Genomic DNA, 26,487 nt, shown 5'->3' on the forward strand with positions numbered 1-26,487 from the left:
AATGACGACGACCGAGAGAACATCGCTCGCACTCGACATCGGTGGCACCAAGTTCACCGCCGCGGTGGTGGGTGCCGACGGACGACCGCAGGACCCCGTCGTCGTTCCGACCCCCACCGAGAACGTCTGGGCGGCGTGCGAGGAGCTTCTCCTCTCGGTGGTGTCCGCGGCAGGGGTCGAGTTCCAGGACATCGGGGCCGTCGGTATCGCCTCGGCCGGGCCCGTCGACACCGTTGCCGGCACCGTGGCGCCGATCAACATCGCGGAGTGGTACGAGGGCTTCGGGCTCGTGGAGGCCGTCCGCGGCGTGGTTCCGAACGCCACCGTGACCCTGGCACTCGACGGTGCGTGCGCGGCCCTGGCCGAGCATCGTTTCGGGGCCGCCCGCCACGTGCAGAACGTGCTGGGCATGGTGGTGTCGACCGGCATCGGCGGCGGCCTGGTCCTGGGCGGCGAGATCGTTCGCGGCCACAGCGGCAACGCCGGCCACGTGGGACACATCGTCGTTCCCGGATCCATCGAACCCTGCACCTGCGGCGGGGTCGGCTGTGTCGAGACGGTCGCCAGCGGCCCGAACGCGGTCCGTTGGGCCCGCGAGAACGGCTGGGATGGTGCCACCGGCATCGACCTCGCCGAGTCGGCCCGCGCCGCCGACCCGGTGGCGGTCGCTGCCCTCCAGCGGGCCGGCGTGGCGCTGGGACAGGCGATCGCGTCCGCCGCGGCGCTGCTCGACATCGAGACGGCCGTCCTCGGCGGTGGCTTCAGCGCGGCCGGCCCGGCGCTGTGGAACCCCATCCGCGAGACCGTCGCGTTGCACGCCCGGCTCGGCTTCCTCGAGTCGTTCACGGTGGTCCCCGCTGCCCTCGGGGCCGTCGGGACTCTCACAGGAGCGGCCGCACTGGTCACCCCGAGACAGCATTGACGCCCGCCCCCGTGATCGGGAGCGGGCGTCAGTGGTGGTGGATCAGGAGTTCAGGCGCTGCTTGAGAGCGTCGAACTCGTCCTGGATGCCGGTGGGGAGCTTCTCGCCGACGAAGTCGAACCATTCCTCGATGAGCGGGATCTCCTTCTTCCACTCGTCGACGTTCACCGCGAGCGCCTCGGCCACATCGGCCGTGGCGACGTCGAGTCCGTCGATGTCGAGCGCGTCGGCCGTGGGCACCACACCGATGGGCGTGTCGACGCCGGCGGCCTTGTGCTCTATGCGCTCGACGATCCACTTCAGCACGCGGGAGTTCTCACCGAATCCGGGCCACAGGAAGCGCTTGTCGTCGCCGCGGCGGAACCAGTTCACGTAGAACACCTTCGGGAGCTTGGACTCGTCGGCGTTCTTGCCGAGGTCGATCCAGTGCTGGAAGTAGTCGCCGACGTTGTAGCCGAGGAACGGCAGCATCGCCATCGGGTCGCGGCGGATGGTGCCGACGGTTCCCTCGGCCGCTGCTGTCTGCTCGGAACCGACGGTGGCGCCCATGAACACGCCGTGCTGCCAGTCGCGAGCCTCGGTGACCAGAGGAACGGTGGTCTTGCGACGGCCACCGAAGAGGATCGCCGAGATCGGCACACCCTGCGGGTCGTCCCACTCGGGCGCCATGGACGGGCACTGGGACATCGGCACGCAGTAGCGCGAGTTGGGGTGCGCCGCATTGCTGTCCGAGTCCGGCGTCCAGTCCTTGCCGGTCCAGTCGATCAGGTGCTGGGGGTCGCCCTCGAGGCCCTCCCACCAGACGTCGCCGTCGTCGGTCTGCGCGACGTTGGTGAAGACGGCGTTGCCCTGATCGATGGTGCGCATCGCGTTGGGGTTCGAGTCCCAGTTGGTACCGGGCGCGACACCGAAGAAGCCGAACTCCGGGTTGACCGCGTACAGCCGGCCGTCCTTGCCGAAGCGCATCCACGCGATGTCGTCACCGATGGTCTCGGCGCGCCAGCCCGGAATGGTCGGCTGGATCATCGCGAGGTTGGTCTTGCCACAGGCGGACGGGAACGCCGCGGCGATGTAGTACGCCTTGTCCTCCGGCGAGATGAGCTTGAGGATCAGCATGTGCTCGGCCAGCCAGCCCTCGTCGTGGGCCATGGCCGACGCGATACGCAGCGAGTAGCACTTCTTGCCCAGCAGCGCGTTGCCGCCGTAGCCGGAGCCGTAGCTCCAGATCTCGCGATCCTCGGGGAAGTGCGAGATGTACTTGGTGTCGTTGCACGGCCACGGGACGTCCTGCTGACCCTCGTCGAGCGGGGCTCCGAGCGAGTGCAGAGCCTTGACGAAGAAGCCGTCGTCCCCGAGCTTCTCGAGCACCTTCGCACCCATGCGCGTCATGACGCGCATGGAGACGACGACGTACTCGGAGTCGGTGATCTCGACACCCAGCTTGGGGTCGTCGGCCTCGAGCGGGCCCATGCAGAACGGGATGACGTACATGGTGCGACCGCGCATGCATCCGCGGTAGAGATCGCGCATCGTGCCGCGCATCTCCTCCGGGTCCATCCAGTTGTTGGTGGGACCGGCGTCGATCTCCCGAGTGGAGCAGATGTAGGTCCGCGACTCGACGCGCGCCACGTCGGACGGGTCGGAGTTGCCCAGGAACGAGTTGGGCTTCTTCTCGGCGTTCAGCCGAGTGAACGTCCCCGCGTCGACCAACTGGTCGGTGAGGCGGTTCCACTCCTCGTCCGAACCGTCGGCGAAGACGATCCGGTCGGGCTGGGTCAGCTCGGCCACGTCACGTACCCAGGCCAGCAGGCCTGCATGCGTCGTGGGCGGCGTGCCGTCGGTTCCGTTGAGACCCGGAATGGTCGCGGTCATCTTGTCTCCTGGGGTGGTGCAGGAACGTGTGGCCGTCACCGCCTCGGTCCGTCGATCGGCGCCGAACCGAAGTGCGTGAGCGAACCATGGGTTCCCAGTGGGCGGGGTAGTCCCGTGACCTTCGATCGACAGATCGCAGGGCCCCGAGTGTCCTGGACCTAGAGGTTAACGCTGTGAAGAACGGCCAGGGCACTCGGGGCATGTCCGTTCCGTCACAAAACCGATTCAGTGACCTGGCCGTAAAGCGCACTATGTCAGGACATTTGGTGTCTATCGCGTCACAGCGAGCCGCGCTCGGACGCACGCCAGACGGCGTCGGGACCGTCCGCGAGGTCGGTGGAGGACACCCACACGGTGTAGTCGCCGTCGGCCTCGAAGACCGTCGCACGGTCGACGTCGCCGTCACCGTCGAGATCGCTGAGAACCGTCATCTCCGTCGCACTCCGATGGAATGCCGACGCGTGGACGTCGGACAGACCTCCGTGCAACACCGCCGTGTCGGCGGTGCCGTCCCCGTCGAGATCGAGGGCAGGGTCGAACCCGTCGTCCGCGACACCCGGCCCGTCCGGGTCGAACGATCCCGACCACTCGGCCATCTCAGTCCCCCGTGTTCCTCGCTGTCGTTCCCACCTCGTGCTTGGACGCATCCAGCGAAGAGACGGTTCCCCGCCGCCCGAAAGTGGGGGCGACGCGGTCCAGCACGTCGAGATCCCGTTGATAGGCGGCCGCCCGCGAGGCAGCTCGGGACGTGATGTCTCGGATCTCGCCGTCGATCTCCGCGATCAGCGCGTTCCGCCGGGCGGAGGCGTCTTTGACCTGCGCCGACAGTCTCGCGGTCAGCCACGAGTCGGCGATCACGAGACGGGACGCGGTGTCCCGTTCCCAGCCGGAGGCGGCATCGGCCACCACGTCCGCAGCCCATCGGCGCAGGCGCGCGCGGCGCGTCGAGAGGAGCCTCGTCCGCACCACCGCGGCGGCCATCATCGCGGCGCAGAGCACGGTCACGAACCCGGCCGACGCGCCGCCGAGGGAGGCCGCCCACACCGCCACCCGCCCCACCCCGGCACCCGCCGAGGCACCGACGACACCCGCCACCACCTCGTCGACTCCCCACCCGGCCGACGGGGGCGGTTGGTGGGTCGTCGACGCGCGTTCGACCGGGGGTGCGGAGTCCACGGCGCCGACCGCGGTCAGCGCGGTGGTCACCTCGTCCGCGAGCCGACCCGTCGCCGCATCGATCTCCGCGGCGACCACGGACGGAAGGCGTCGGAGGTCGGCGAAGCTCGCGTCCCCGACGGCGGCGGCGACCCGCGCGCCCGTCTCCCGCCGATGCACGCCGACCCGGTGGGCGAGATCGAGGCGCAGCTCGGCCGTCGACCGCCGGAGGAGCAGTCCGTCGTCCGTCGCGATCGACGCGGCCCGGCGCCGGCGTTCCCGCGCGTCGGCGAGGTCCGCGCTGCCCGTGTCGCGTCGGGCCGCCGCTGTCAGTGCCGTGCGGGCCTCGGCCAGCGCACGGTCCACCGCCGTCCGCTCCGCCTCTGCCGGGTCCACCCGGTCCGCTGCCCGAGCGAGCGCGTCCACGATTGCATCGTCGTCGGGACCGCACACCACCACCGCGTCGGCGCGCGGAACCGACGCCGCCCATCGGGCGAGGACGCGCCGCGCGTCGTCCGGTCCGGCGGCGATCCGGAGCACCACCGGAAGATCGGCCGGGATCGACCGCGCCGCCCGGACGAGGGCACCGCCCGGCGGCAGGGCGGGATCCACCAGGACGAGCACGGCCGAGGCCGCGCAGACGGGACGGACGGACCATCCCGCGGAGGTCACCACCGCACCGACCGCCTCCTGGTCGAGACCCGGTGCCGCGAGAACGGCGACGGTGCGCGCCGGTACGGGTCCTCGCCCCAGCCGACTCAGGGAGTCGGGACTCCACGTCCGCACCACTCGGGCCGCGTCGGCGGGCAGGTCGAGACTCACGCGCGTGCACCGCTCCGGACGTGAGCCACCTCGGGGGCGCGCAGGAACGTCTCGATCGACGACCTTCCGAGCGCACTCCGAGCGGCCACCGTCTCGACCGCGGCGAGCAGGGCGATGTCGCGGCACCTCGCCGCGCGCGACACCGCCGTCGCCCAGGCACGGGTGAGCGTGTCGACGTCGTCCACGCCGATCACGGGCATCCCGGCCGGCAGCACCGCGGCGACGGCGTCCGCGTCGATCGGGAGGTCGGTGCGCCCGAGGACCACGAGGGTGTCACCGCCGGGCCGTGCCGCCACCACCTCGAGGTCCGCGGCGCTCACGGTCCGAGCGACGACGAGCGCGAGAACGTCGTGGTCCAGGACGGGAGGAGGAAGGTCGGGGGCGTCCACCCCGTGCACCTCGGCCGCCTCGGGAAGGACCAGCGCCGTGACGACGCGGGACTTGCCCGCACCGGGGCGTCCCGCGACGGCGAGACGCACCGGGGAACGCCATCGCTCGATCACCGCCCGCAGAGCGGCGTCGTCGACGCTGCGTTCCAGCTCGGTCACCGCGCGGTGCAGCGCGCTCGACTCGGTCCCCGGCATCCGTGATCCCCCGATTCTGCAGATGCGACGGGGCGATTCTCACACGCCGATCCCGGTGTCGGTAGGCCAGAGTCTCGACCTGAAGTCGAGACCCTGCTGTCACGAAATGCGTCCATGGGAGACAATGACAGGATGACCGACCCCCGTGCCGTGGACGCAGCGCCCGAGAACGGCCTGTCCGACGGTGCCGACGAGAGCCGGTCCGGCGGTTCCCGGCTGTATCCCCGGGTGACCAGTTTCCGGTCCCGACGCGGCGCGCTCACCGAACCGCAGCAGGCCTCGTGGGACCGGATGTGGCCCGGCATCGGCCGCGAGGTGGCCGACGAGCCGCTCGACGCCGCGTCGTGGTTCGGCCGGACCGCCCCGGTGGTTCTCGAGATCGGCTCCGGGACCGGCACCGCCGCGCTCGCGATGGCGGCCGCCGAACCGCACGTGAACCTCGTCGCCGTCGAGGTCTACCGACCGGGAATCGCGCAGACGGTCCAGGGGATCGAGCGAGAAGGTCTCTCCAACCTGCGCATTCTGCGGGGCGACGCTGCCGACGTGCTCGAGAACATGGTCGCTCCCGGCTCGCTCGCCGGCGTCCGAGTCTTCTTCCCCGACCCCTGGCCCAAGGCCCGGCACCACAAGCGCCGACTGCTGAAGGCCGCCACATTCGCCCTGGTGGCGGACCGTCTCGAGCCCGGCGGCATTCTCCACGTCGCCACCGACCACGCCGACTACGCGGAGTGGATCGAGGAGGTCGGTGACGCGGAGCCCGCTCTGACGCGGCTGCCGTTCGATGCCGAACGACGTACCGTCGAGGGGTCCTCCCTGTCCGTCGACCGTCCGGTGACGAAGTTCGAGGGCAAGGCCCAGCAGGTCGGCAGGCCGACGAGCGAGTTCGTCTGGGGCAGGCCATCCACCGGAGCGACCGACGTCGCTGCGGCGACGATCACGCGACGAGAGAGCGAGAACCCACTCCGATGAGCGTGGACGAACAGAACACGGACACGGCCGTGCTCGACGGCGCCGGTGATTCTCGCCATACCAAGAAGGTCCTGCTCGTCTGGGATGCGCCCAATCTGGACATGGGCCTCGGCGCCATCCTGGGCGGACGACCCACCGCCGCCTACCGCCCGCGCTTCGATGCGCTGGGCCGATGGCTGCTCGGCCGCACCGCCCAGCTCTCCGCGCACCAGACCGCGAGCCTCGAACCCGAGGCCACGGTCTTCACGAACATCGCCCAGGGCAGCGCCGACGTCGTTCGTCCCTGGGTCGAGGCCTTGCGTAACGTGGGCTTCGCGGTCTTCGCCAAACCGAAGATCGACGAGGACAGCGACGTCGACTCCGACATGCTCGATCACATCGAGCTCCGCTCACGGGACCACGGTCTCGCGGGAGTGGTGGTCGCGTCCGCGGACGGCCAGGCCTTCCGGCTCCCACTCGAAGCCATCGCGGCAACGGGTGTGCCCGTTCAGATCCTCGGGTTCCGTGAACACGCCAGTTGGGCCGTCACGTCGGAGACTCTCGAGTTCCTGGATCTCGAGGACATCCCCGGTGTGTTCCGCGAACCACTGCCGCGGGTCAGCCTCGATTCCCTTCCGGACGAGGGCGCCTGGCTGCAGCCGTTCCGTCCGCTGTCCGCCCTGCTCGTCGGGCGTTAAGGAGTGTCCTGAGTGTTTTCTCGCTGGGGAGATCTGGTTCACCGATCACGGTTCACCGTCATCGGTGTGATGGTCGCGTTCCTGCTGGGCCTCGCCGCGTACGGACTCAGCCTCAACGATCACCTGAGTCAGAGCGGCTGGGACGACCCGAACTCGGAGTCGGTGCACGCCGCCGTCACCGCGGACGGCACCTTCGGTCGCGACAGCACCGGCGACGTCGTCGCCCTCTACACCGCACCCGAGGGATCGACGGTCGACGACCCGGCGTTCCAGCAGACCGTCACCGCTGGTCAGGACGCCATGATGGCGGCGCAATCGGACAAGATCTCGAAGATCAACATCAACTACTTCCAGCAGCGGCTCCCCGCGCTGGCCTCGCCCGACAAGACGAAGGCGATCGCCACGTTCGCGATCGCCGGAGCGAACGACACGGAACTGACCAACAACTTCCGTGACGTGAAGGACGCGTTCGCCATCGACGGCGTCGACGTGCAGCTCGCCGGCCTCCAGCCCATCGCGAACGCGCTGAACGACACCATGGCCGGCGACATCAAGCGCATGGAGATCCTCGCCATCCCCGTGGTGGGCGTGCTCCTGTTCTTCGTGTTCGGCGGCGTCGTGGCTGCGGCGTTGCCACTGATCATCGGTGGTCTCACCGTGGTCGCGGCCAACGGCATGGTCCGGCTGTTCACCAATTTCGTCGAGGTCAACAGCTTCGTCGCGCCCGTCGTCTCGCTCATCGGTCTCGGGTTGGCCATCGACTACGCGCTGTTCATCGTCAGCCGGTTCCGAGAGGAACTGGCCGACGGCCGCACGACACAGCAGGCCGTGCAACGCTCCGTCATGACCGCGGGCCGCACGGTCGTCTTCTCGGCGACGATGATCGTCGCGAGCCTCGGCGGTCTGCTGCTCTTCCCGCAGGGCTTCCTCAAGTCCGTCGCGTTCGGTGCGATCGCCACCGTCGCTCTGGCGGCCCTGACCGCCATCACCATTCTCCCGGCGATCCTGTCGATCCTCGGCCCGCGCATCGACGCTCTCGGACTGAAGAGCATGCGCAAGACCAAGACGACCGAGGAGATCGAGTCCGGGCCGTGGGGCAAGCTCACGCGCTGGGTCATGCGGAACCCGCTCAAGGTGTGCGTGCCCATCGTTTTGGGCCTGCTGATCCTCACGCTGCCGGTCGGTGCCATCAAGTTCGGCGGCATCAACGAGACGTACCTGCCGCCGGACAACCCCACCCGTGTCGCACAGAACGTGTTCGACGAGAACTTCCCGTCCTACCGCACCGAGCCGCTCAAGATCGTGCTCGAGAACGCGGAGGGTCCGCAGTTGGGCACGGTCCTGCGCGAGGCGTCCAACGCTCCCGGGCTCGTCGAACGGTTCTCCATCGAGCGCAACGAGAACGGTGTCGCCGTGCTCAAGGCGGGCCTGGTCGACCGCAACGTGTCGTCGCCGGCCATCGACTACATCCGCTCCATCGACGTTCCCGACGGGGTGACCCTGTCGGTCGGCGGCACGCCCGCCATCGAGCAGGACTCGATCGCGGCGCTCGTGGACCGACTACCCCTCATGGCGACGCTCGTCGTGCTGGTCACGACGCTGCTGATGTTCCTCACGTTCGGGTCGCTGGTGCTCCCCCTCAAGGCCATCCTGATGACCACGCTGGGCCTCGGCGCGACGCTCGGCATCCTCACGTTCATCTTCGTCGACGGCAACGGCGCGGGTCTGCTGAACTTCACTCCCGGGCCGATCATGGCCCCGGTCCTGGTGCTGATCATCGCGATCATCTTCGGGTTGTCGACGGACTACGAGGTGTTCCTGCTCTCCCGCATGGTGGAGGCACGAGCCCGCGGAGCCAGTACGACCGAGGCCATTCGCGTCGGTACCTCGCACACCGGTCGCATCATCACCGCGGCCGCACTGATCCTCATCGTCGTCACGGGCGCCTTCGCCTTCTCCGAGCTGGTGATGATGAAGTACATCGCCTACGGCATGATCGCCGCGCTCATCATCGACGCGACGTTGATCCGCATGTTCCTGGTCCCGGCGACGATGAAGCTGCTCGGCGACGACTGCTGGTGGGCGCCGCAGTGGATGAAGCGAATCCAGCAGAAGCTGGGGCTCGGCGAGCCGATCCTCGACGCCGAGATGATGCCCACCGACGTCCCCGAGCTCGTCGCGATCGGGTCCGCACCGCTCCCGGCGCGGACGCGGGAACCGCTCACCCAGCCGATTCCGCGGGTCATGCAGAGCGGCCCGTCGGCCGCTCGTGCAATGCCCGAGCGCGTCGCACCCGATCGTCCCCGGCCCGTCGCCCCGCGTCCGGCTCCCGAGCGCGTGCAGAAGCCCGCTGTGCAGGAACCCCCGGTGCAGCAGCCCGCCGCGCCGGAGCCCGTCGCACCGCGCGCCGTCGAACCCACGGCACCTCCCGTCGCACCCGCGCCCGCGGGGGAGATTCGGGTCGCACGCCCGGCGGAGACCCGACCCGCCCGGGCCTCCGACGATCAGCAGAGTCGTCCGACGGCCGGTCCCGAGCCGACGTCGGCCGAGCCGGCACCGCGGAACGGCGCACCCGCCCCGCGCCCCATCGAGAGCTGGCTCGCCGAACTCCGCGCGCCGTCGGTCGCTCAGCGTTCGAACGGCTCGAACGGCTCGAACGGCTCGAACGGCTCGAACGGCTCGAACGGGCACGAGACCACGTCGTTCCGGTACGGCTCGGTCTCGGGCGACGGCATCGATGTCGATCGGCCCCGCAACGGCGACAGCAACGGGAACGGCCACTCCAACGGCAACGGGAACGGGAACGGGAACGGTCACAGCAACGGGAACGGAGGGCCCCACGGGAACGGCTCGCGCACCAGCGCCGAGGTCGATTCCTGGATCGCCGGTCTGCGCATGCCCGAGCGCGAGGATCGGCCGGCACCCGAGCCCGAGACCCACAACCCCTCCACGCCCGAGGTCCCCGAGCCCGACGAGACACCGCCGACGACCACATCGGGTCGCCGGCGGGCTCGGGACGGGGACGACGAGTCGGGCGGTCGTCACCACGGTCAGTCCGGTGCCATCAGTGTGAGCGAGTTGCTGGCCCGCCAGCGTCGGCAGTGACGGCGCGGTCCGCGAACGACCTCGCGTAGCGGGTGCCGATACCGAGCAGCATCACTCCCACCACCAGGAACGCTGCGGCGCGGGGCAGTCCACCGAGTGCGCTGAGATCGAACAGGAACAGCTTGGCGATGGCCGAGGCCGCGACGGTCAGACCTGCGGCGAGGACCGCGCGGGCACCGGTGGCGTCGGACAGACCACGCATCAGCAGTGCGGCGGCGACGGTCATCCACACGATGGTCGCTGCGCCGTGGCCGACGAGGAACCCGGTGCGGCCGCCGATCTCGATGCCGGTGATCACGCACACCGCCGTCGCACCGAAGAGGCCGGCGACTCCCGCCAGGCCGGCGGCGAGGGTTCGGAGCGTCGCGTCCCCGATGGTGCGCAGTGCCGCGAGCACTCCCGCCACAGCCATCGCGATCATGGCGACCGACGCGGGCACCGAGGCCCAGCCGGAGTCGAGCGCGCGAACGGGGCTGCTCAGCGAGTCGACCGAGGTGATCTGCGAGTGTGCGCTGGTTCCGAGGAGGGCGAAGAACGCGCCGGCTGCGGCCGACACACCCGAGCGGGTCCGGGCGCCGACGAGAAGCGCCGTGGTGGCGACCAGCAGCAGGGCGAGAATGCGGACCTGATCGGCCGTGCCCGTCACCAGCGCCGACGCCACCGCCACCGAAGCCGTCGCTGTGAGCACCAGACGAACCGTGGTGACCAGCTCGCGTCGAGCGACCAGGATCGCCACCAGGGCGAGCGCGACCGCAGCGTCGACGCCGCCGGCGACGGGGCGAGAGAACAGCGTCGCGGTGACGAGGACCGCGGCGGCGGTGGCCGCGATCGAGGCGAGCGACGCCGGGTCCACGGCGCGGTGGGCGAGGGTGGTCCACCAGGCGACGACAGCAGTGCCGAAGGACAGTCCCGCGACGACGAGCAGCGGCAGCAGATCGGCGGTCGGGACCGTCTCCACGTGGGCGAGCAGCCCGGCGAGCAGCACCGCTCCGACGACCGGGACGGTGCGGACGACGCGCAACCAGACCCACTGTTCGCGGACGTCGACCGGCGAGGCGGCGATCTGCACGACCACCAGGAATGCGAGGAGTGCCGGCATGATGCCGCCCGTGACGACGGGTGCCAGTGTCGCGATGCCGGCCACGACCATCACCGCGAGTGACTGCGACGACCAGCGCAGTGCGACCGCGACTCCGAGCGCGGCGACACCGAGTCCCACCACGAGCCCGACGACGGGATGCACCCACCCGTACAGCGCGGTGACGGCGGCGAGGTCGAGATACAGCCCGGCGAATCCCGTCGCGGCGAGTGCGACGGCGCCGACGCGGCCACCGGGTCGGGCGACCACACGGTGCGCGGCGGCGACGAGCGCTCCGGACAGCAGCGCACCCGCGGCGACACGAGGACCGGGCCCGAACCAGCCCGACTGCGCCGCGAGCACCACCAGCATCACGACACCGATGACGGTCACCGCAGCGCCCGCGGCGGCGAGCACACGACTGACGACACCGTCGCGTTGCCACCACGGGGTGGTGTCACGGGGAGGCGTGGGCATCGGGCGCGGGATCGGCCGTACCGGGGGAGTCGACACCGGAGGACTCTGCACCTGTGGCCTCGAGACGGGGTGCTGCTGAGGGGGCGCCTGCAGCGGGGCCTGCATCGGCGGACCGTCGAGCTGCTGTCGGAGGAGACCCAGGTCGTGGCCGACACGGGCGAGATGCTGCTGCAGGGAGGCGACCTCACCGGACAGCACGTGCACGAGTCGCGGATCTATCGAGGGAGTGGTCATACCTCGATCGTGCTGGCCGGGGCGGACCGGGGGAACACGGGAAACTACTCGAGTCCGACGCCGTTCTACTCAGCCGAGGGTGCAGTTCCTACCCGAACATGCGCTTGATGGACGTCCCGAACGGGTGCTTGGCCGTGACGGATCCGAAGCGGATGCGTCCGCGCACGACGACGTGCAGTCCCCCTTCGACAGGCCGGCTGCGCACCTTGTTGGTCGCACTGCCGCCCATGGTGTCGACGCCGTCGAGATCCACCGACGCACCCTCGGGCACCACGACGGTGATGGTGCTGCAGTAGTCGTCCACGTCGATCCGCACCTCGCGCGAGGTCAGAACCGCGGAACTGAAGTCGAGGGTCACCGTGGCCATCTTCGACGCGACCCGGATGGCCGACGGCGCGGTCCAGGTACCGGAACGGGTGACCGTCGACATCGTGGCTCGGATGTCCACGGGTGCACCGTCGGTGGCCGGGTGTCCGGGTGCCGACGTCAGCGCGTCGCTCGGGACCACGGCGAGCGGCCCGGCCTGCTGGGGTGGGCCGCCCTGCAGTGTCATGCCCGGCAGGTCGACCAGCACCGCGTTGAGCTCACCGCGCGTCTTGGCCGCCAGTACCGAGTCCATCCGCTCGGTGAACTCGCCGAGCGACAGCATCCCCTGTCCGACGGCGCGTTGGAGCAGGCCGCCCACGTGCTCTCGTTCGGCGTCGCTCACGCGCATGTTCCTGGGGTCGGTGCCGTCTCCGGTCATGGCAACCAGAGTAGTGAACACGACGCCGTCACTGCAGCCCCTGCTCGAGCGCCCACCGGGTGAGTTCGACACGATTCGCGAGGTGCAGCTTGCGCAGGGTCGCCTGCACGTGGTTCTCGACGGTGCGGTGACTGATACCGAGCCGAGTGCCGATCTGCTTGGCGCTCAACCCTTTCGCGACCATGCGCAACACCTCCGTCTCGCGCTCGGTCAGCACGGGAGGCGGTTCCGCAGCCGTGGGGGCGGCTGCCATGCGCCGGTACTCCCCGAGCACCAGCCCGGCCAGTCCGGGCGTGAAGACCGCATCGCCGCGACTCGTCGCCTGTACGGCGGACACCAGATCGTCGATGGAGGCGCTCTTCACGAGGTAGCCGGTCGCCCCAGCCTTGACCGCGCCGAGCACGTCGTCCCGTTCGCCGGACGCGGAGAGCACCAGTACCCGACTGTCGGGCGAGACCGCCAGCACCGACGCGGTGCCCTCGGCTCCGGTTCCGTCTCCGAGGTCCATGTCCATGACGACCACCTGCGGCGACGTCGCCCGCGCACGCGCGGTGGCCGAGCGGACTCCGTCGGCGGTGGCCACCACACGGAAGCCCCGCGCGTCGAGGTCCCGCGCCACTCCGTCACGCCACATCGGGTGGTCGTCGACGACCATCACCGTCACCGAGGCGTCGGCGCTGTCCGTGGCAGCGTCAGTTCCCATTCCGTTCCCTCTCCTGGCCTGCTGTCCACCCTCGCACGCCCACCGATGGCTGCCGTCCGGCCCACGATCGAGCCGGAGACGCCGAGCCGTCCCTCCGCACGCGCCTCGTCGAGACGGCCGGGTGCCATTCCTGCTCCGTCGTCGCGCACCGTCACCATCACCTCGTCCCCCAAGTCCTCCACCAGCACGAACACGTGGACGTCGGACCCGCCGTGTCGATGCGCGTTGTCGACGGCGGCGAGCGTCGCGGCCGCGAGCTCCGACGCGGCCGACGCCCGGAGAACGACGGCCTCGGACGGCGCCGAGACCACGGCGCGCGTGCCCACCGCAGCGCGCACCAGCGCGGCCAGGTCGGCAGTGCCGTCGGTACGCCCGGTGGCCGACCCGGACAGCAGGGCGCGGAGCGCAGCCTCCTGGCTGCCGGCGAGATCTGCCAGTTCTGCTGCTGCGCCGCCGATCTCGTGGCCGCGACGACTGACCATGGCCAGCACCTGCAGCACACCGTCGTGCACCTCGCGGGCCAGGCGCTCGCGTTCCGCGGTCGCCGCGGCCAGGGCCACCGCCTCGTCCAGGCGGCTGCGTGCGAGGCGCGCCGTCCGCGCCGCGAGCCCCAGTGCCAGACCGACGGACAACAGCACGGGCCCGGTCGAGTCGCGCCACAACTCGCCGTCGACGGTGCCGCGCACCACGGCGATGGCGGCGGTCATCACCGCCGCCGAGGCGAGCCCCGCTCGGGGGCCTCCCAGGACGGCGGCACCGATCACGGCGTTGGCCACCCAGATCGTCGTCGGGAGCACCTGGTGGTCCTGGCGCCATGCCGGACTCGCCACCAGCAGCGTGCTGCAGATCAATGCCGGCGTCATCATCTGGTCGGCGACGACGACGGGGCGCCGCGCGGGCGTCGTCAGGGTCGCGACGGCCGCGATTCCGGACCAGATGACGGTGACGACGACGAACAGCCAGCTCAGGCGCGGTGCGTCGTACCGGTCCTGGACGACCAACTGGAACCCGACCACGTACAGGACGGTGACCAGTCGGAACGCTGCCGCGGCGCGCCACAGCGGTGCCTCCGCGACACCGGTGGCGTCAGCTCGCGGGACCGTCGACCTCGCCACGGCTCAGCTTCTGGTTCTCGGGGTGCGGACTGTTCGGCGCGGCCGGGAACATCGGTTCCGACGGATTCGTGTCGGCGATCTCCTCGTACGCCTCCTCGGGATCGTCGGCGAGCAGTGAGCGGATAGCGGTATTGGCCATCGCGACGAGCGGCACCGAGAGCAGGCCACCGATGATGCCCGCCATGACGATGCCGGTGGCGATGGCGAGCACCACGGCCAGGGGATGCACACGGACTGCGCGACCGAGCAGGAGTGGTTGCAGCACATGGCCTTCGACCTGCATCACGGCGATGACGATCGCGAGTGCGATGAGCGCCGTGATGAATCCCTTGGTCACCAGGGCGACGAGCACCGCGACGAAGCCGGTGAGCACCGCACCCACGATGGGAATGAACGCTCCGATGAACACCAGTGACGCCAGCGGAAGAGCCAGCGGGACACCGAGGATCGCCAGTCCCGTGCCGATACCGATGGCGTCCACGGCGGCGACCGCGACGGTGGCGCGCACGTACCCCACCAGCGAGCCGAACGCCTGGCTGCCTGCCAACCGGACGCGGCGGCGCGCCCGCGTCGGGACGATCCGGGACACGAAGTCCCAGATCTGCTGTCCGCCGTAGAGGAAGAAAATGAGGGTGAAGAGCACGAGCAGAGCCCCGGTGAGCATCTCGCCGATCACCGCGGCGGTGGTCAACGCGCCACTGGTGAGAGCTTCCTGATTCGACTGCACCGACCGGACCACCGAGTCGCCGGCACTGCGGATCTGGTCCTCGCTGAAGTGCAGGGGCCCCTGCGTCAGCCAGTCCTGGATCTGGGTGACGCTGCCGGTGAACTGATCCGTGAGGGCGGGTACGCCCTCGATGAACTGCTCGACGACGAACGTCAGGATGCCCACCAGCAGCCCGAGACTGCCGAGGATCGAGACGATGACCGCGACGACGCGCGGGATGCCGCGCCGCTGCATCCAGTCGACGAGCGGGGAGAGCAGCGCCGACGCCAGCAGGGCGAGTGCCACCGGGACGACGACGCTCTCGAGCCGGTGCACGATCATGCCGATCACCACGAGACCGGCGAACAACACCAACAGACGCCACGTCCACGCAGCGCCGACACGTACCACAGGGTGTACCGACTCCGCCGGATCGTCCGTCACCGAGGAAGCCTAACCGAGCACCCGGTAAGTTGACCTCGTGCTGACGCTTCTACGTGCGGTCTCGTTGACCCTGAGAAGTCGCTGGCCGCTGTACCTCGCGTCGATGCTCCTGGCCAATCTGCTCGGCGCGATCCTGGTGTTCGCCTTCGTCCGGTACGGGCTGCCCATTCCCGAGAACGAGTCGATCGTCGTCGATCGGGTGCGCAATGTCTTCATCTTCGGGGCGTACCTGCTCTTCGCGGCCGTCGTCAGCCTCGCGACCGCCGCCGTCATGCTGCGCAGTGTCATGCGGTGGCAGATCCGCGGTGGACCGCCCAGTCGATCCGAGCAGATGGCCGCCCTGCACGCACCGCTGCGCCAGGCCATCGTGCACCTGGTGCTCTGGATCGTGGGCGGCGTCATCTTCATGCTGCTCACCGCGTCGGAGATGCCGTCGCTCGCGGTGGCCGTCGCGGTGACGGTCGCCATGTCCGCGGCGATCACCTTCGGCTTCACCTACATGCTGGGCGAACGCATCCTCCGGCCCGTCGCCGCGCAGGCGCTCAGCGAGGGCAGTTTCGACCGCACGATGACGCCCGGTGTGGGTACACGCATGGCGATGACGTGGGGCCTGGGCACACTGATCCCCGTCGTCGGAATCCTGCTGCTGTGCGCGACCCAGCTGACCACCGACCTGGTCTTCTCCCCCGACTCGCTGGCCATCGCCATCAGCCTGCTCTGCGTGCTGGCGATCATTCAGGCGTTCTGTCTGTCGATGCTCACCGCCAGCCAGATCTCCGATCCCATCCGTCAGCTGCGCCGCGCCATCGAGAAGGTGCAGGAGGGCCACACCGAGGTCCAGGTCGAGGTGTTCGACGGCAGTGAGATCGGCCGTCTGCAGGTCGGCTTCAACCGGATGATGGCCGACGCGTCGGAGCGTGCAGTCCTGCGCGAGCTGTTCGGGCAGCACGTCGGTGAGGACGTCGCGCGGCGCGCCCTCAAGTTCGGCACCGAGCTCGGCGGCGAGACCCGATTCGTCGCGGTGCTGTTCGTCGACATGGTCGGCTCGACGGCCGCCGCCTCCGAACGTCCGCCCGGCGAGGTCGTCGACCTGCTCAACGACTTCTTCCGCGTCGTCGTCGACGTGGTCGACCGGCACCACGGCTTCGTCAACAAGTTCGTGGGCGACGCGGCGCTGGCCATCTTCGGCGCGCCCCTGGATCGCCCGGACGCACCCACCGCGGCACTGTCCGCGGCGCGGGAACTGCGCAGCGAGCTCACCGAGATCGCCGGACTCGACATCGGCATCGGCGTGTCGGCCGGACTGGCGGTGGCGGGAAACATCGGCGCCAAGGAACGCTTCGAGTACACCGTCATCGGTGATCCCGTGAACGAGGCGTCGCGCCTGACGGAACTCGCGAAGTTCACTCCCAGTCGGGTTCTCGCGTCGACGTCGGCACTGTACTTCGCCGACGAGGACGAGCAGTCCGAGTGGGAACTGGGCGAGAAGGTGCAGCTGCGCGGACGGCGGCGCGCGACGCACCTGGCCTCCCCGGTCGACTATCCGCGCTGATCGTCGGCACCGTTCGTTACTCTCGGTGCCGTGGTAGTTCCGGAGCAGGGCCGATCCGCTGGGTCGCCCCGCGCCGGTGGCAGATGGCGATGGCTGCGCTGGGTGGCCGCGGTCGCCCTCGTGGCGTTGCTGGTCGGTGAGGGTGTCTACCTGTGGCCGCGCCTGCACGAGTCGTGGCGCGCCCTCACCGAGATCCACTGGGGATGGGCCGCGGCCTGCGTCGTGATGCAAGCGATCTCGCTGTCCGCGTTCGCGCGTGTCCAGAAGCAGTTGCTGCGCGCGGGCGGCGTCCGCGTATCGCAGCGACGCTCGCTCTCCGTCATCTACGGCAGCACCGCCATGGCGTTGACACTGCCGGCCGGCCAGGTCTTCTCCACCGCGTTCACATACCGCGAGACACGCCGCTGGGGCGCGAGCCCGGTGGTCGCGTCGTGGCAGCTCGCCATCTCCGGCGTCATCGCCGCGCTCGGGCTGGCTGTCCTGGGCGTGACGGGAGCCTTCCTCGTCGGCGGCAGCGCCAACACCCTCGCACTGATCGTCCCCGTCGCCGGCGTGATCGCCCTCATCGCCGGCGTGCGCTACGTCCGCTCCCACCCCCAGTCGATCGTGAGCATCGGCCGGTGGGGGCTGTCGAAGTACAACTCGCTGCGCAACAACGATCCCGACACGGGCATGGCCCGGCTGGACGAGATCGTCGAGCAGGTGAAGTCGGTACGCCTCGGTGCCCGCGACGGCACGGTGTCGCTCGGCTTCTCCGCGGTGCACCGCCTCGCGGACGTCGCGTGCCTCGGGTTCGCCTGCTACGCCATCGGCGCGGATCCGAAGATCTACGGGCTCCTCATCGCCTTCTCGGCCAGCAAGACGGTGGGGTCCATCCCCGGTGCGCCCGGTGGTCTGGTCATCGTGGACGCCACTCTCATCGCGACCCTCACCACCGCGGCCAGCATCAGCGCGTCACAAGCGGTCGCGTCCGCACTGGTGTATCGCCTGGTCAGCTTCATCCTGGTGGCACTCGTCGGCTGGGTCGTCTTCCTGATCCTGTTCCGCAAGCATCAGCACGAGGACCTGCACTTCGATCTCGCCGTCGAGCAGCGCGAGCGGACGGAACTTCGGGAGCGGACGGAACAGCCGTCGGCCACCCACCCGCTCGGCAAGGATTCTCCTCCGCGGGAATAGATGCGGACCGCGGTCCGGTTGTGTACTGTGAGGCTTGAACCTTCAACCACACAGGAGTTCGTCATGACTGCAGCAGTGTCCGTCCCCCAGCTCACCGCCGGCACGTGGGCCATCGATGCCACCCACTCGACCGTCGGGTTCACCGTCCGCCACCTGATGGTGAGCAAGGTCCGTGGCCGTTTCCAGACCTTCACCGGCACCATCACGGTCGACGAGAACGGCGCGCCCACCATCGACGCCGAGATCGACGTCGCCTCCATCACCACCGACAACGCGCAGCGCGACGGCCACCTCAAGACCGCCGACTTCTTCGAGGTCGAGAAGTTCCCCACTGCCACCTTCCGGTCCACCTCGGTCAAGGCCAAGGGCGACGACTTCGTGCTCACCGGTGACTTCACGCTGCACGGCGTGACCAAGTCCATCGATCTGAACGTCGAGTTCAACGGTGTCAACGCCGGCATGGGCAACGGACCGGTCGCCGGCTTCGAGGCCACCACCACGATCAACCGCAAGGACTTCGGCATCAGCATCGACATGCCCCTCGAGGGTGGCGGCGCCGTCGTCGGCGACAAGATCGGCCTGCTGCTCGAGATCGAGGCCGGCCACCAGGCCTGATCTCCTCCCGGAAAGACCCGCTCGACGCCCGCACAGCCGGCGCCGGTGCGGGTCTTTCCGCGTCTCGGCGCCTCGTAGTCTGGTGGCATGCCCGCGCGCACCCGCACTCCCGCCCTGTCGGCCCTCGCAGTGCCGGCGGTGATCGACGTCGTTCTCGTCCTCGTCTTCAGCGCCATCGGCCGAGGCAGCCACGAGGAGGGCGTGACCGTCGGGGGCACACTGTCGACGGCCTGGCCGTTCCTCGTCGGCCTCGCCGTGGGATGGGCGGTGACCTACGCGCTGTACCGCGAGAAGTTCGTCGCGGTGTCCCTGGTCCCCACCGGGGTGCTCGCGTGGATCGGCGCCGTGGTCGTGGGCATGGTGCTTCGGCAGGTGTCCGGCGAGGGAACGGCCTTCAGCTTCATCGTGGTCGCGACGGTGACGCTGGCGGTGTTCCTGCTCGGGTGGCGTCTCGTCGCCCGCCTCGCGCAGCGTCGTCGCGCCTGACCCACACAGTTCCTCAGCCGAGCCACAGCCACGCTGCGAGGCCGAACCCGCACAGCGCCACGGCGATCCGGAGCGGATTCGGCGGAAGGTGTCTCACGATGCGCGGGCCGAGCGTTCCCCCGGCGATGGTGCCGATTCCCATCGCCAGTGCGGCGAGCCAGTTCACCTGGCCGGAGAACGCGAATATCACCGCGGCGACCAGGTTGGCCACACCCAGCAGGTAGCTCTTGAGGAGCGTTGCGCGCCAGACGGGTTCGGCCGTGCAGATCAGCGTCAGGGCCATGAAGATGACGCCCGCACCCGCGCCGAAGTAGCCGCCGTAGATCGCGACGAGGAAGATCGCGCTCGGATACAGCACCGGGAACGTCCGGTCACCGGCGAGGACGCGGATCCGCGGCTGCAGCAGCATGGCGACGGATGCGAGAACGACCAGGATCGGCACGACCGCCTCGAACGTCTCCCCCGGCGCGCGCAGCAGGACGACGGCTCCCGCGATGCCGCCCAGCGCGGCCCACAGGGTGAGCCAGAGCAGCGAACGACCGCTCTTGGCAAGCTCTTTGACCGACGACGCGGTGGCACCCACACCGGCCCCGACGAGCGCCACGGTGTTGGTCACGTTGGCCGCGACCGGTGGCAGCCCCACCGCCAGCAGCGCGGGGTACGACACGAGCGACGCCAGGCCGGTGATGTAGCCGATGACTCCGGCACCGAAGCCCGCCGCGATCAGCAGGACGAACTCGGTGACGGTCACGGGGTGAAACGTAGCAAGCCGGTGATCACTCCGACGGCGAGGCCATCTCGCGCATCAGCATGTTCGTCATGCGCGCCGCGGCATCGGTTCCGTCGGCGTCCTCGATGTAGACCGCGAAGGCCAGATCGCCCTTGGTGCCGAGGAACCAGCGATCGTCTCCGTTGTCCCCGGCGAGCCCGGTGACCGACGGATCGCTGACACCTTCGCTGCGGGCGTTGTCACGCAGTGTGTTCCGCAGCGAGGTCAGCACGGCCGGGGCGACGGGCGAGCCCGCACCGGACACCGTCGCCGGTGCGCCGCCGACGATCATCGGAGCCGGTGCCGATCCGCGAGCGACGGCCGCCGCCATCTCGGCGAGGCCGAAGGGTGTCACCGTCATGCCGGACACGGACGACGTCCGGCTGACACCGCGGAACTGGTCCACCGCCGACTGGCCGTCGGGGAGCGAGGCGGTGACCGCGTCGAGACCGGGGATGTCGAAGGAGGTACCCAAGCCGAACTGGCGTGCGGCGTCGGAGAATCCGATCTTCTGGCGATCGGCCGACGCCTGGATCACGTCCACGAGCGTCCCGGCGGGATAGAGGCCGGTGAACGCCGGCGTGCCCTCGTCGTTGGCGTAACTGTTCTGCGCGGTGGCGACGACGGCACCGGTGGACGGCTTCATGACCACGATCGAGGCCGGGGTCCCGACGCTGACGGCGGCGGTCTCAGCAGCGAGCTGCACGGCCGGGTCGAGAGTGGACGTGATGTCGGGTGATCCCGGACCCTGGAAACCTGCCAGTCGGGTGGTCTCGCCGTCGGTGTCCGCGACCTCGACAGCCCAGCCCGCGGTGGCGTCGCGGGAGTCCTGCCACACGGTCCGCAGCGAGTCCAGCACCGGCGACGTCAGCCGCCGGTCACCGGCGATGAGCTTGGGTTCCGCGTAGAGGACCACACCGGGGATCGCACGCAGGTCGTCCTCCAGCACGGCGTAGTCGTCGGCACGCAGGTTCACGGCGGTGATCACGGCACCGGGGTCCGCCGCGACGTCGGCCTGGAGCGACTCGGACGTGATCAGCGGCGCCACGACGTCGATGACGTCGGCGAGGCGGGACGTCGTGTCGGCCAGGTCGGAGGTCGCGGAGGAATCGAGCCGCACGGAGGCGACGTTCTGTTCCGCCATCATCACGGCGCCCGAGGCGTCGAGCACGCGCGGTGCGGGTGCATCGGTCCGGGCGTAGCGGACGGACCCACCGGCACGCAGTTCCGGGGCGAGGATCGACGGATCCCACGAGATGCGCCAGCCGACGCCGAGCTTGCGCGTCGACCCCTGGGTGGTGACGCGCCACTCGCGCGAGTCCTGGCCGCGGGGTTCGCCGAACGACCAGGTGGAGTCGACGGTGAAGAAGCCGGACTCGTCGTCCAGGCCGATGTACTGCGACATGCGGCTCGTCGAGACTCCGGGCCCCATCGAGTCGAACATGGCGCCGATCGTTTGGGCCGCGGCATTGGGGTAGGAGGTCAGCGCGGCGGCCGCGGCCACGTCACGTTGATCGAGGGCGGCGACGAACCGGTCCACCAGCACCGCCGCCTCACTGCGAGGCTTGTTCACCACGAACGAGGCGACAGTCGCGAGCGACACGAACACTGCGAGCAGCGCGACGACGTACCTGGAACGCAGAACCATGCCCCAATAATCACATGAGTCACACCAGTAACACAGCACGGTGAGCACTCGGACCGGTCACGATCCGGTCACCCCGTGCGCCTTGTGCGTATCCAGGGGTGCGCAAAAGGCGCACAGGGCCGAAGGCCACTCAGCGCAGGAAGGATCCCGCCACCGTCAGCGCCGGCGCGGAGGAGTCGCCGCCCTCGACGAACACGGCGAACGCCAGGTCACCGCGGATGCCGACGAACCAGCCGTGCGCCGGGCCGCTCGCGACCTCGGCGGTGCCGGTCTTACCGAGCAGTCCGTCGATGTCCTGCAACTGCGTCGCCGTACCGGCGGTGACCGTCTCCCGCATCATGGCGCGCAGCTGGTCGGTCACCTCCGCCGGCGGGGCTGCGACGGTGCGATCCGCGGTACCGGGTCGTCCGCTGATCATGGTCGGCGACGGGGTGGATCCGTCCGCGATGGACGCCGCGACCAGGGCCATGCCGAACGGGGACGCGGTGACGGTGCCCTGCCCGATCGCGCTCTCGACGCGCTCGGCCGACGTCGTCGCGGGCGGAACGCTGCCGGTCACGGTGGTGAGCCCGGGTGTCAGGTAGTCGACGCCGAGCCCGAACTGCAGGGCCGCCTGCTGCAGCGCGTCGTCGGGCAGATCGACGGCCAGCTGACCCATGGTGGTGTTGCACGAACGCGCGAACGCCGTCTGGAGCGGAACCGATCCGAGGTCGAAGTTGTCGTCGTTGGGGATGGTCCGGCCCTCGATGTTCGCGGATCCGGGGCACGGCACCACGGTCGTGGGGGTGACGGTGCCCGCCTGCAGTGCCGCCGAGGTGGTGACGGTCTTGAAAGTGGAGCCCGGCGGGTACAGGCCCGTGAGGGCGATCGGGCCCTGCGCGTCCGCGGCCGAGTTCTGCGCGACGGCCACGACGTCTCCGGTGGAGGGCCGGATCGCCACGACGGCCGCGGCGTTCGCTGTCGACGCGAGAGCGTTCTCCGCCTTGAGCTGCAACAGTGTGTCGAGCGTGACCTGGATGTCCGGGCCGACGGTCGCCTCGACGCCGGTCACCCGCTGGGCGACGGAACCGTCGGCGGCCACCAACTGCACGGCCCACCCGGCGGTGGCGTCCTGCTGCTCCTGCCACAGCTGCGCCACGTCGTTCAGCGCGGGAGAGGACAGTGCGCGATTCTCGGTCAGGAGCCGCGTCTGCGGCGCCAGAGTGACGCCGGGCAAGGCGGAGAGCAGAGACTCGATGGGGGCGAGATCCTCCTGCCGCAGGCTCACGGCCGTCACCGACGGAGCGCTCGACTGCGCGTCACGAAGGGATTCCGCCGTAACCGTCGGCGCGAACGGCGACACCAGTACCGCGACGGCGCCGGGATCGGCGGTCTGGTCGAGATTCACCAGCGTCACCACCTGCTGCGACATGAGTGGCGCTCCCGAGGTGTCGACGACGCGAGGCGCGGTCGACGCGGTGACGGGCGTGTACCGAACCGTCGTCTCCGGAGTCAGGCCCGGTACGACGACACCCGGGTTCCAGGTGACCTTCAGCCCCTGTCCACCGTCGGCGACGGATCCGGTCGTCGTGTAGGTCCAGACGCGTTCCGCGTCCGCCGGGGCCGACGTGGTGGGAGCTGCCGCGGTGGTCGCCGTCGCGGATGCGGTACCGGTCGCGGGAGCCTCCGCCTCCTCGGGCGGTGCGAAGGACCAGGAGGCGGACAGTGTGAACGTCTGCTGCTCGTCGTCTGCCTGGCTCACCGTGAACCGCGGTGTCGCCGTGACCGTTCCGCCACCGCCGAGTCCGTCGTACATCTGGGTGAGCACCGCGGTCGCTGCCGCCGGATCCGAGGTCAACTCTGCCGCGGCGCCCACGTTCTGTGTGCTCAGCGCTTCGGCGAACCGATCGGCCGTCACACGGGACGCCGGGGGCTCGTCGGCACTGCACGCGGTGGCGGCGAGCGCGACCGCGATGGTCGCGGCGGCGAGACGGAGTCCGCTGCTGGTGGAAGGGCCGAATCGGCGGGACGGTCGAGACATCAGCGAAGGCACGCACTGATAGTGCCCCACCGATCCGTCGGTCACACGACGCGACGAACTCTTGACGCTCGGCGCGACGTGTGTAATCTTGTAATCAAGGGCGTTGTAATCAAGTAATCGCGCCACTGAAGAAAGTAGAACATCATGAATCCCCATGACACCTTCCCCTTCGGGGAACGACCCTCCAGTCCCTTCGGTCGAGGTGACGCACCCCGGCGCGGTGGACCCCACGGACACGGCCGCGGTCGCGGCGCAAAGCGCGGCGAACGCGTCGGCCGGCCCGGCGGATGGCAGCAGAAAGACGTACCCGACGCAGGCGATGCGGAACAGTGGTTCCTCGGCCGCTTGCCCGACGACTGGTTCGACGGCACCGCCACGGTCGAGGTCGACCGTGAAGAGATCGTCGTGATCGGCGAACTGAACGCCCCCGAGTCCGATGCCGGCGTCGAGGGCCGCATCGCTCGATTCCGTGAGTCCACCCGCGACGATCGCATGCGTATCGCCGACGAGGCCGAGGCACGCTACGGCCGCAAGGTCGCCTGGGGTGTCACCATCGACGGCGACACCACCCTCTTCACCCACCTCGCGGTGCCGGTCATGACTCGACTGCGTCAGCCCGAACGCAAGGTGCTCGACACTCTCGTCGACGCCGGCGTCGCACGCTCGCGCGCCGACGCGCTCGCCTGGGCCGTACGCCTGACCGGAGACCACATCGACCCGTGGCTCGCAGAACTGCGCGAGGCCATGGCGAAGGTGGACGACCTGCGGGCCCAGGGACCCACTGTCGAGGGATCCGACAACGACTGAGTGACAGTCTGTTCGAATAGTCTTTGACCCCGCGGGCAGATCGTCCTACAGTGGGGATCCTCGAGTCCCCCGACGAACGGACAGGCAGTTGCTCCTCTCGTAAGTAGTGCGGATCCCACCGACGCGCACGTCGCGGTGGCACGACACTCCTCTCGAGGTGCTCCATGTCAATATCACCCTCCGTCGTTCTCTCCGATCTCACCTTCTCCTGGCCCGACGGCCGGCCTGTCCTCGACGGCCTGGACGCCTCGTTCATGCCGCGCCGGACCGGCCTCGTCGGCACCAACGGAGCGGGCAAATCCACTCTGCTGCACCTGATCACCGGGCGGTATCGACCGCAGCGCGGGTCCGTACGCGTCACCGGCACCGTCGGCCATCTTCCCCAGCAAGTGGTCACGAACGTCTCGGACACCGTCGCCGATCTCCTCGGCATCGGAGACGTCCGACAGGCCCTGGCACGCATCGAGCACGGCAGCACCGATCCCGACGACTTCACCGTCGTCGGTACGGACTGGGACGTCGAGGAGCGCACTCTCGCGTTGCTCGACTCGGCCGGCCTCGGCGAGAGTCTGGGCATGGCAGCAGATCTCGATCGACCGATGAGAACCCTGTCGGGGGGCGAGTCGACGATCGTCGCACTCGTCGGTCAGGTGATCCGGCGGCCCTCCGTCCTGCTTCTCGACGAACCGACGAACAACCTGGATCGACGAGCTCGCTCCGCTCTGGGACGAGTACTCGACGAGTTCTCCGGCGCCGTCGTCGTCGCGAGTCACGACCAGGGCCTGCTCGACACCATGGACGACATCGCCGAACTCCACTCGGTACGGTCGTCGCCCGCGTCGCTCCGGATGTTCGGCGGCAACTGGACGCACTACCGGAGCGTCGTGGAGGGCGAGCAGGAGGCGGCGCGGGCCGCGGCGCGGTCGGCCGATCAGGATCTGCGCCGGCAGAAGCGGGATCTGGTCGAGGCGCAGACCACCGTGGCCCACCGGCGACGGATGGGAGAGAAGGCATCTCGCGAGAAGCGGGTACCGAAGATCGTCGCCCACAACCGGCGCAGCGCCGCACAGGAGTCGGCTGCCAAGTACCGCATCGGACACGAGGACCGCGTGGCGGATGCCCGCGCCCGCGCCGACGAGGCGCACGAGATGATTCGTGACGACACCGAGATCGTGGTGGATCTGCCCGAGACGGCGGTGCACGCGTCGAAGTCGGTGGCGTCGACGGGCGAGATGCTGCTCGATCTGGACGGTCGGTACCCGGACAGGACGGTCGAACTCACGATCATGGGCCCGGAACGCATCGCGCTCGTCGGGGACAACGGAGTCGGCAAGACGACTCTCCTGCGATCTCTGGCGCCGTCGGTGCCGACCGCGGTGCTGCCGCAATCCCTCGACGTGTTCGACGACGATGCGTCCGTGGTGGAGAACGTCCGCCGCGCGGCACCGGACACGTCGATCACCGACGTCCGAACTCGACTCGCTCGCTTCCTCTTCCGCGGTCGGCGGGCCGACGCGGTGGTGCACACCCTGTCGGGCGGGGAACGGGTGCGCGCGGCCCTCGCGATGCTGCTGCTGGCCGATCCGGCACCGCAGTTGCTGATTCTCGACGAACCCACGAACAATCTCGACGTCGCGTCCAGGACGCACCTCAGCACGGCGCTGTCGTCGTATCAGGGAGCCCTGATCGTGGTCAGCCACGACGAGGCGTTCCTCGATGCGCTGGGCATCACGCGGCGGGTCGATCTGACCGCCGACGGGCTCACCTCGACGTCCACCTGAGATCGCCCACCTGCGACCATGGCAC

The 26,487-nt window shown here is 69.6% G+C and carries 22 protein-coding genes; 10 read left to right on the plus strand and 12 right to left on the minus strand.

The genetic code is table 11. The features are described 5' to 3' along the window. Nucleotide 1 precedes the first annotated feature (1 nt). Entirely contained in the window at nt 2–922 is a 921-nt protein-coding gene (locus tag HQ306_RS14485) for an ROK family protein (protein WP_222632181.1), read from the plus strand. A 42-nt stretch (nt 923–964) separates the two neighbouring features. On the opposite strand, the gene HQ306_RS14490 is transcribed toward HQ306_RS14485, so the two are convergent. From HQ306_RS14490 to HQ306_RS14505, 4 genes are all read right to left on the minus strand, one after another. After that, nucleotides 965–2,794, minus strand: coding sequence for a phosphoenolpyruvate carboxykinase (GTP) (locus HQ306_RS14490; RefSeq protein WP_027506179.1), 1,830 nt, complete (start codon nt 2,792–2,794; stop codon nt 965–967). 278 nt (nt 2,795–3,072) lie between these two features. Next, nucleotides 3,073–3,390, minus strand: a complete 318-nt coding sequence (locus tag HQ306_RS14495; RefSeq protein WP_051613439.1) for a DUF6802 family protein — start codon at nt 3,388–3,390, stop codon at nt 3,073–3,075. Between the two features lies 1 nt (nt 3,391). Continuing rightward, entirely contained in the window at nt 3,392–4,771 is a 1,380-nt protein-coding gene (locus HQ306_RS14500; RefSeq protein ID WP_222632183.1) for a hypothetical protein, read from the minus strand. After that, entirely contained in the window at nt 4,768–5,355 is a 588-nt protein-coding gene (locus HQ306_RS14505) for a hypothetical protein (protein WP_027506177.1), read from the minus strand. The genes HQ306_RS14500 and HQ306_RS14505 overlap by 4 nt, the downstream gene beginning before the upstream one ends. Nucleotides 5,356–5,487: 132 nt before the next feature. Between HQ306_RS14505 and trmB the strand changes: the two genes are divergently transcribed. Genes trmB through HQ306_RS14520 form a run of 3 tightly spaced genes read left to right on the plus strand, consistent with a single transcriptional unit; the run spans nt 5,488 to nt 10,106 of the window. Beyond that, nucleotides 5,488–6,324, plus strand: coding sequence for a tRNA (guanosine(46)-N7)-methyltransferase TrmB (gene trmB / locus HQ306_RS14510; protein ID WP_231476385.1), 837 nt, complete (start codon nt 5,488–5,490; stop codon nt 6,322–6,324). Continuing rightward, entirely contained in the window at nt 6,321–7,001 is a 681-nt protein-coding gene (locus HQ306_RS14515) for an NYN domain-containing protein (RefSeq protein ID WP_222632184.1), read from the plus strand. Before trmB ends, HQ306_RS14515 begins: the two co-directional genes overlap by 4 nt. 12 nt (nt 7,002–7,013) lie before the next feature. Then, the gene (locus tag HQ306_RS14520) at nt 7,014–10,106 is read left to right on the plus strand and encodes an MMPL family transporter (protein WP_222632186.1); all 3,093 of its coding nucleotides are present in this window, start codon (nt 7,014–7,016) and stop codon (nt 10,104–10,106) included. On the opposite strand, the gene HQ306_RS14525 is transcribed toward HQ306_RS14520, so the two are convergent. The 5 genes from HQ306_RS14525 to HQ306_RS14545 form a co-directional block, all read right to left on the minus strand. Then, entirely contained in the window at nt 10,066–11,895 is a 1,830-nt protein-coding gene (locus HQ306_RS14525; protein ID WP_222632188.1) for a DUF2339 domain-containing protein, read from the minus strand. The genes HQ306_RS14520 and HQ306_RS14525 overlap by 41 nt on opposite strands. Nucleotides 11,896–11,983: 88 nt before the next feature. After that, complete coding sequence (locus tag HQ306_RS14530; RefSeq protein WP_037186162.1) at nt 11,984–12,640, minus strand: DUF1707 domain-containing protein; 657 nt, start codon at nt 12,638–12,640, stop codon at nt 11,984–11,986. Between the two features lie 28 nt (nt 12,641–12,668). After that, nucleotides 12,669–13,343: a response regulator transcription factor gene (locus tag HQ306_RS14535; protein ID WP_222632190.1), complete on the minus strand. Its 675-nt coding sequence runs from the start codon at nt 13,341–13,343 to the stop codon at nt 12,669–12,671. Next, nucleotides 13,301–14,458, minus strand: a complete 1,158-nt coding sequence (gene macS / locus HQ306_RS14540; protein WP_222632192.1) for a MacS family sensor histidine kinase — start codon at nt 14,456–14,458, stop codon at nt 13,301–13,303. The genes HQ306_RS14535 and macS overlap by 43 nt, the downstream gene beginning before the upstream one ends. Then, on the minus strand, nt 14,430–15,608 hold the full coding sequence (locus HQ306_RS14545) for an AI-2E family transporter (protein WP_308115362.1): 1,179 nt from the start codon (nt 15,606–15,608) through the stop codon (nt 14,430–14,432). The genes macS and HQ306_RS14545 overlap by 29 nt, the downstream gene beginning before the upstream one ends. A 103-nt stretch (nt 15,609–15,711) precedes the next feature. Here HQ306_RS14545 and HQ306_RS14550 point away from each other — a divergent pair, with 103 nt between their 5' ends. The 4 genes from HQ306_RS14550 (at nt 15,712) to HQ306_RS14565 (ending at nt 19,437) form a co-directional block, all read left to right on the plus strand. Beyond that, nucleotides 15,712–17,160 (plus strand): adenylate/guanylate cyclase domain-containing protein, encoded by a 1,449-nt coding sequence (locus tag HQ306_RS14550; RefSeq protein WP_037186160.1) that lies wholly within the window; start codon nt 15,712–15,714, stop codon nt 17,158–17,160. Between the two features lie 30 nt (nt 17,161–17,190). Continuing rightward, complete coding sequence (locus HQ306_RS14555; protein WP_222632194.1) at nt 17,191–18,336, plus strand: YbhN family protein; 1,146 nt, start codon at nt 17,191–17,193, stop codon at nt 18,334–18,336. Nucleotides 18,337–18,399: 63 nt separating this feature from the next. After that, complete coding sequence (locus tag HQ306_RS14560) at nt 18,400–18,951, plus strand: YceI family protein (protein WP_027506170.1); 552 nt, start codon at nt 18,400–18,402, stop codon at nt 18,949–18,951. 87 nt (nt 18,952–19,038) lie between these two features. Then, entirely contained in the window at nt 19,039–19,437 is a 399-nt protein-coding gene (locus HQ306_RS14565; RefSeq protein ID WP_222632196.1) for a DUF3054 domain-containing protein, read from the plus strand. Nucleotides 19,438–19,450: 13 nt separating this feature from the next. On the opposite strand, the gene HQ306_RS14570 is transcribed toward HQ306_RS14565, so the two are convergent. The 3 genes from HQ306_RS14570 to HQ306_RS14580 all read right to left on the minus strand — a co-directional run bounded on the left by HQ306_RS14570 (nt 19,451) and on the right by HQ306_RS14580 (nt 23,886). Next, a complete protein-coding gene (locus HQ306_RS14570) occupies nt 19,451–20,188 on the minus strand; it encodes a sulfite exporter TauE/SafE family protein (protein ID WP_027506168.1) in 738 nt (245 codons plus the stop codon). A gap of 25 nt (nt 20,189–20,213) precedes the next feature. Next, the gene (locus HQ306_RS14575; RefSeq protein ID WP_222632198.1) at nt 20,214–21,854 is read right to left on the minus strand and encodes a penicillin-binding protein; all 1,641 of its coding nucleotides are present in this window, start codon (nt 21,852–21,854) and stop codon (nt 20,214–20,216) included. Between the two features lie 130 nt (nt 21,855–21,984). Continuing rightward, on the minus strand, nt 21,985–23,886 hold the full coding sequence (locus HQ306_RS14580; RefSeq protein ID WP_308115363.1) for a penicillin-binding transpeptidase domain-containing protein: 1,902 nt from the start codon (nt 23,884–23,886) through the stop codon (nt 21,985–21,987). Between the two features lie 132 nt (nt 23,887–24,018). Between HQ306_RS14580 and HQ306_RS14585 the strand changes: the two genes are divergently transcribed. Further along, entirely contained in the window at nt 24,019–24,681 is a 663-nt protein-coding gene (locus HQ306_RS14585) for a hypothetical protein (RefSeq protein WP_261769902.1), read from the plus strand. 164 nt (nt 24,682–24,845) lie between these two features. Then, complete coding sequence (locus HQ306_RS14590; RefSeq protein ID WP_222632200.1) at nt 24,846–26,462, plus strand: ABC-F family ATP-binding cassette domain-containing protein; 1,617 nt, start codon at nt 24,846–24,848, stop codon at nt 26,460–26,462. Nucleotides 26,463–26,487 lie beyond the last annotated feature (25 nt).

The organism is Rhodococcus sp. BP-160 (genome assembly GCF_019836205.1).
Classification (GTDB): domain Bacteria; phylum Actinomycetota; class Actinomycetes; order Mycobacteriales; family Mycobacteriaceae; genus Rhodococcoides.

What these genes read in the sequence shown, in the direction of transcription:
- HQ306_RS14575 (WP_222632198.1), bottom strand. Translation starts at nt 21,854, where the DNA reads ATGGTTCTGCGTTCCAGGTACGTCGTCGCGCTGCTCGCAGTGTTCGTG.
- HQ306_RS14535 (WP_222632190.1), bottom strand. Translation starts at nt 13,343, where the DNA reads ATGGGAACTGACGCTGCCACGGACAGCGCCGACGCCTCGGTGACGGTG.
- trmB (WP_231476385.1), top strand. Translation starts at nt 5,488, where the DNA reads ATGACCGACCCCCGTGCCGTGGACGCAGCGCCCGAGAACGGCCTGTCC.
- HQ306_RS14525 (WP_222632188.1), bottom strand. Translation starts at nt 11,895, where the DNA reads ATGACCACTCCCTCGATAGATCCGCGACTCGTGCACGTGCTGTCCGGT.
- HQ306_RS14530 (WP_037186162.1), bottom strand. Translation starts at nt 12,640, where the DNA reads ATGACCGGAGACGGCACCGACCCCAGGAACATGCGCGTGAGCGACGCC.
- HQ306_RS14565 (WP_222632196.1), top strand. Translation starts at nt 19,039, where the DNA reads ATGCCCGCGCGCACCCGCACTCCCGCCCTGTCGGCCCTCGCAGTGCCG.
- HQ306_RS14590 (WP_222632200.1), top strand. Translation starts at nt 24,846, where the DNA reads ATGTCAATATCACCCTCCGTCGTTCTCTCCGATCTCACCTTCTCCTGG.
- HQ306_RS14495 (WP_051613439.1), bottom strand. Translation starts at nt 3,390, where the DNA reads ATGGCCGAGTGGTCGGGATCGTTCGACCCGGACGGGCCGGGTGTCGCG.
- HQ306_RS14550 (WP_037186160.1), top strand. Translation starts at nt 15,712, where the DNA reads ATGCTCCTGGCCAATCTGCTCGGCGCGATCCTGGTGTTCGCCTTCGTC.
- HQ306_RS14560 (WP_027506170.1), top strand. Translation starts at nt 18,400, where the DNA reads ATGACTGCAGCAGTGTCCGTCCCCCAGCTCACCGCCGGCACGTGGGCC.
- HQ306_RS14505 (WP_027506177.1), bottom strand. Translation starts at nt 5,355, where the DNA reads ATGCCGGGGACCGAGTCGAGCGCGCTGCACCGCGCGGTGACCGAGCTG.
- HQ306_RS14585 (WP_261769902.1), top strand. Translation starts at nt 24,019, where the DNA reads ATGAATCCCCATGACACCTTCCCCTTCGGGGAACGACCCTCCAGTCCC.
- HQ306_RS14485 (WP_222632181.1), top strand. Translation starts at nt 2, where the DNA reads ATGACGACGACCGAGAGAACATCGCTCGCACTCGACATCGGTGGCACC.
- HQ306_RS14490 (WP_027506179.1), bottom strand. Translation starts at nt 2,794, where the DNA reads ATGACCGCGACCATTCCGGGTCTCAACGGAACCGACGGCACGCCGCCC.
- HQ306_RS14515 (WP_222632184.1), top strand. Translation starts at nt 6,321, where the DNA reads ATGAGCGTGGACGAACAGAACACGGACACGGCCGTGCTCGACGGCGCC.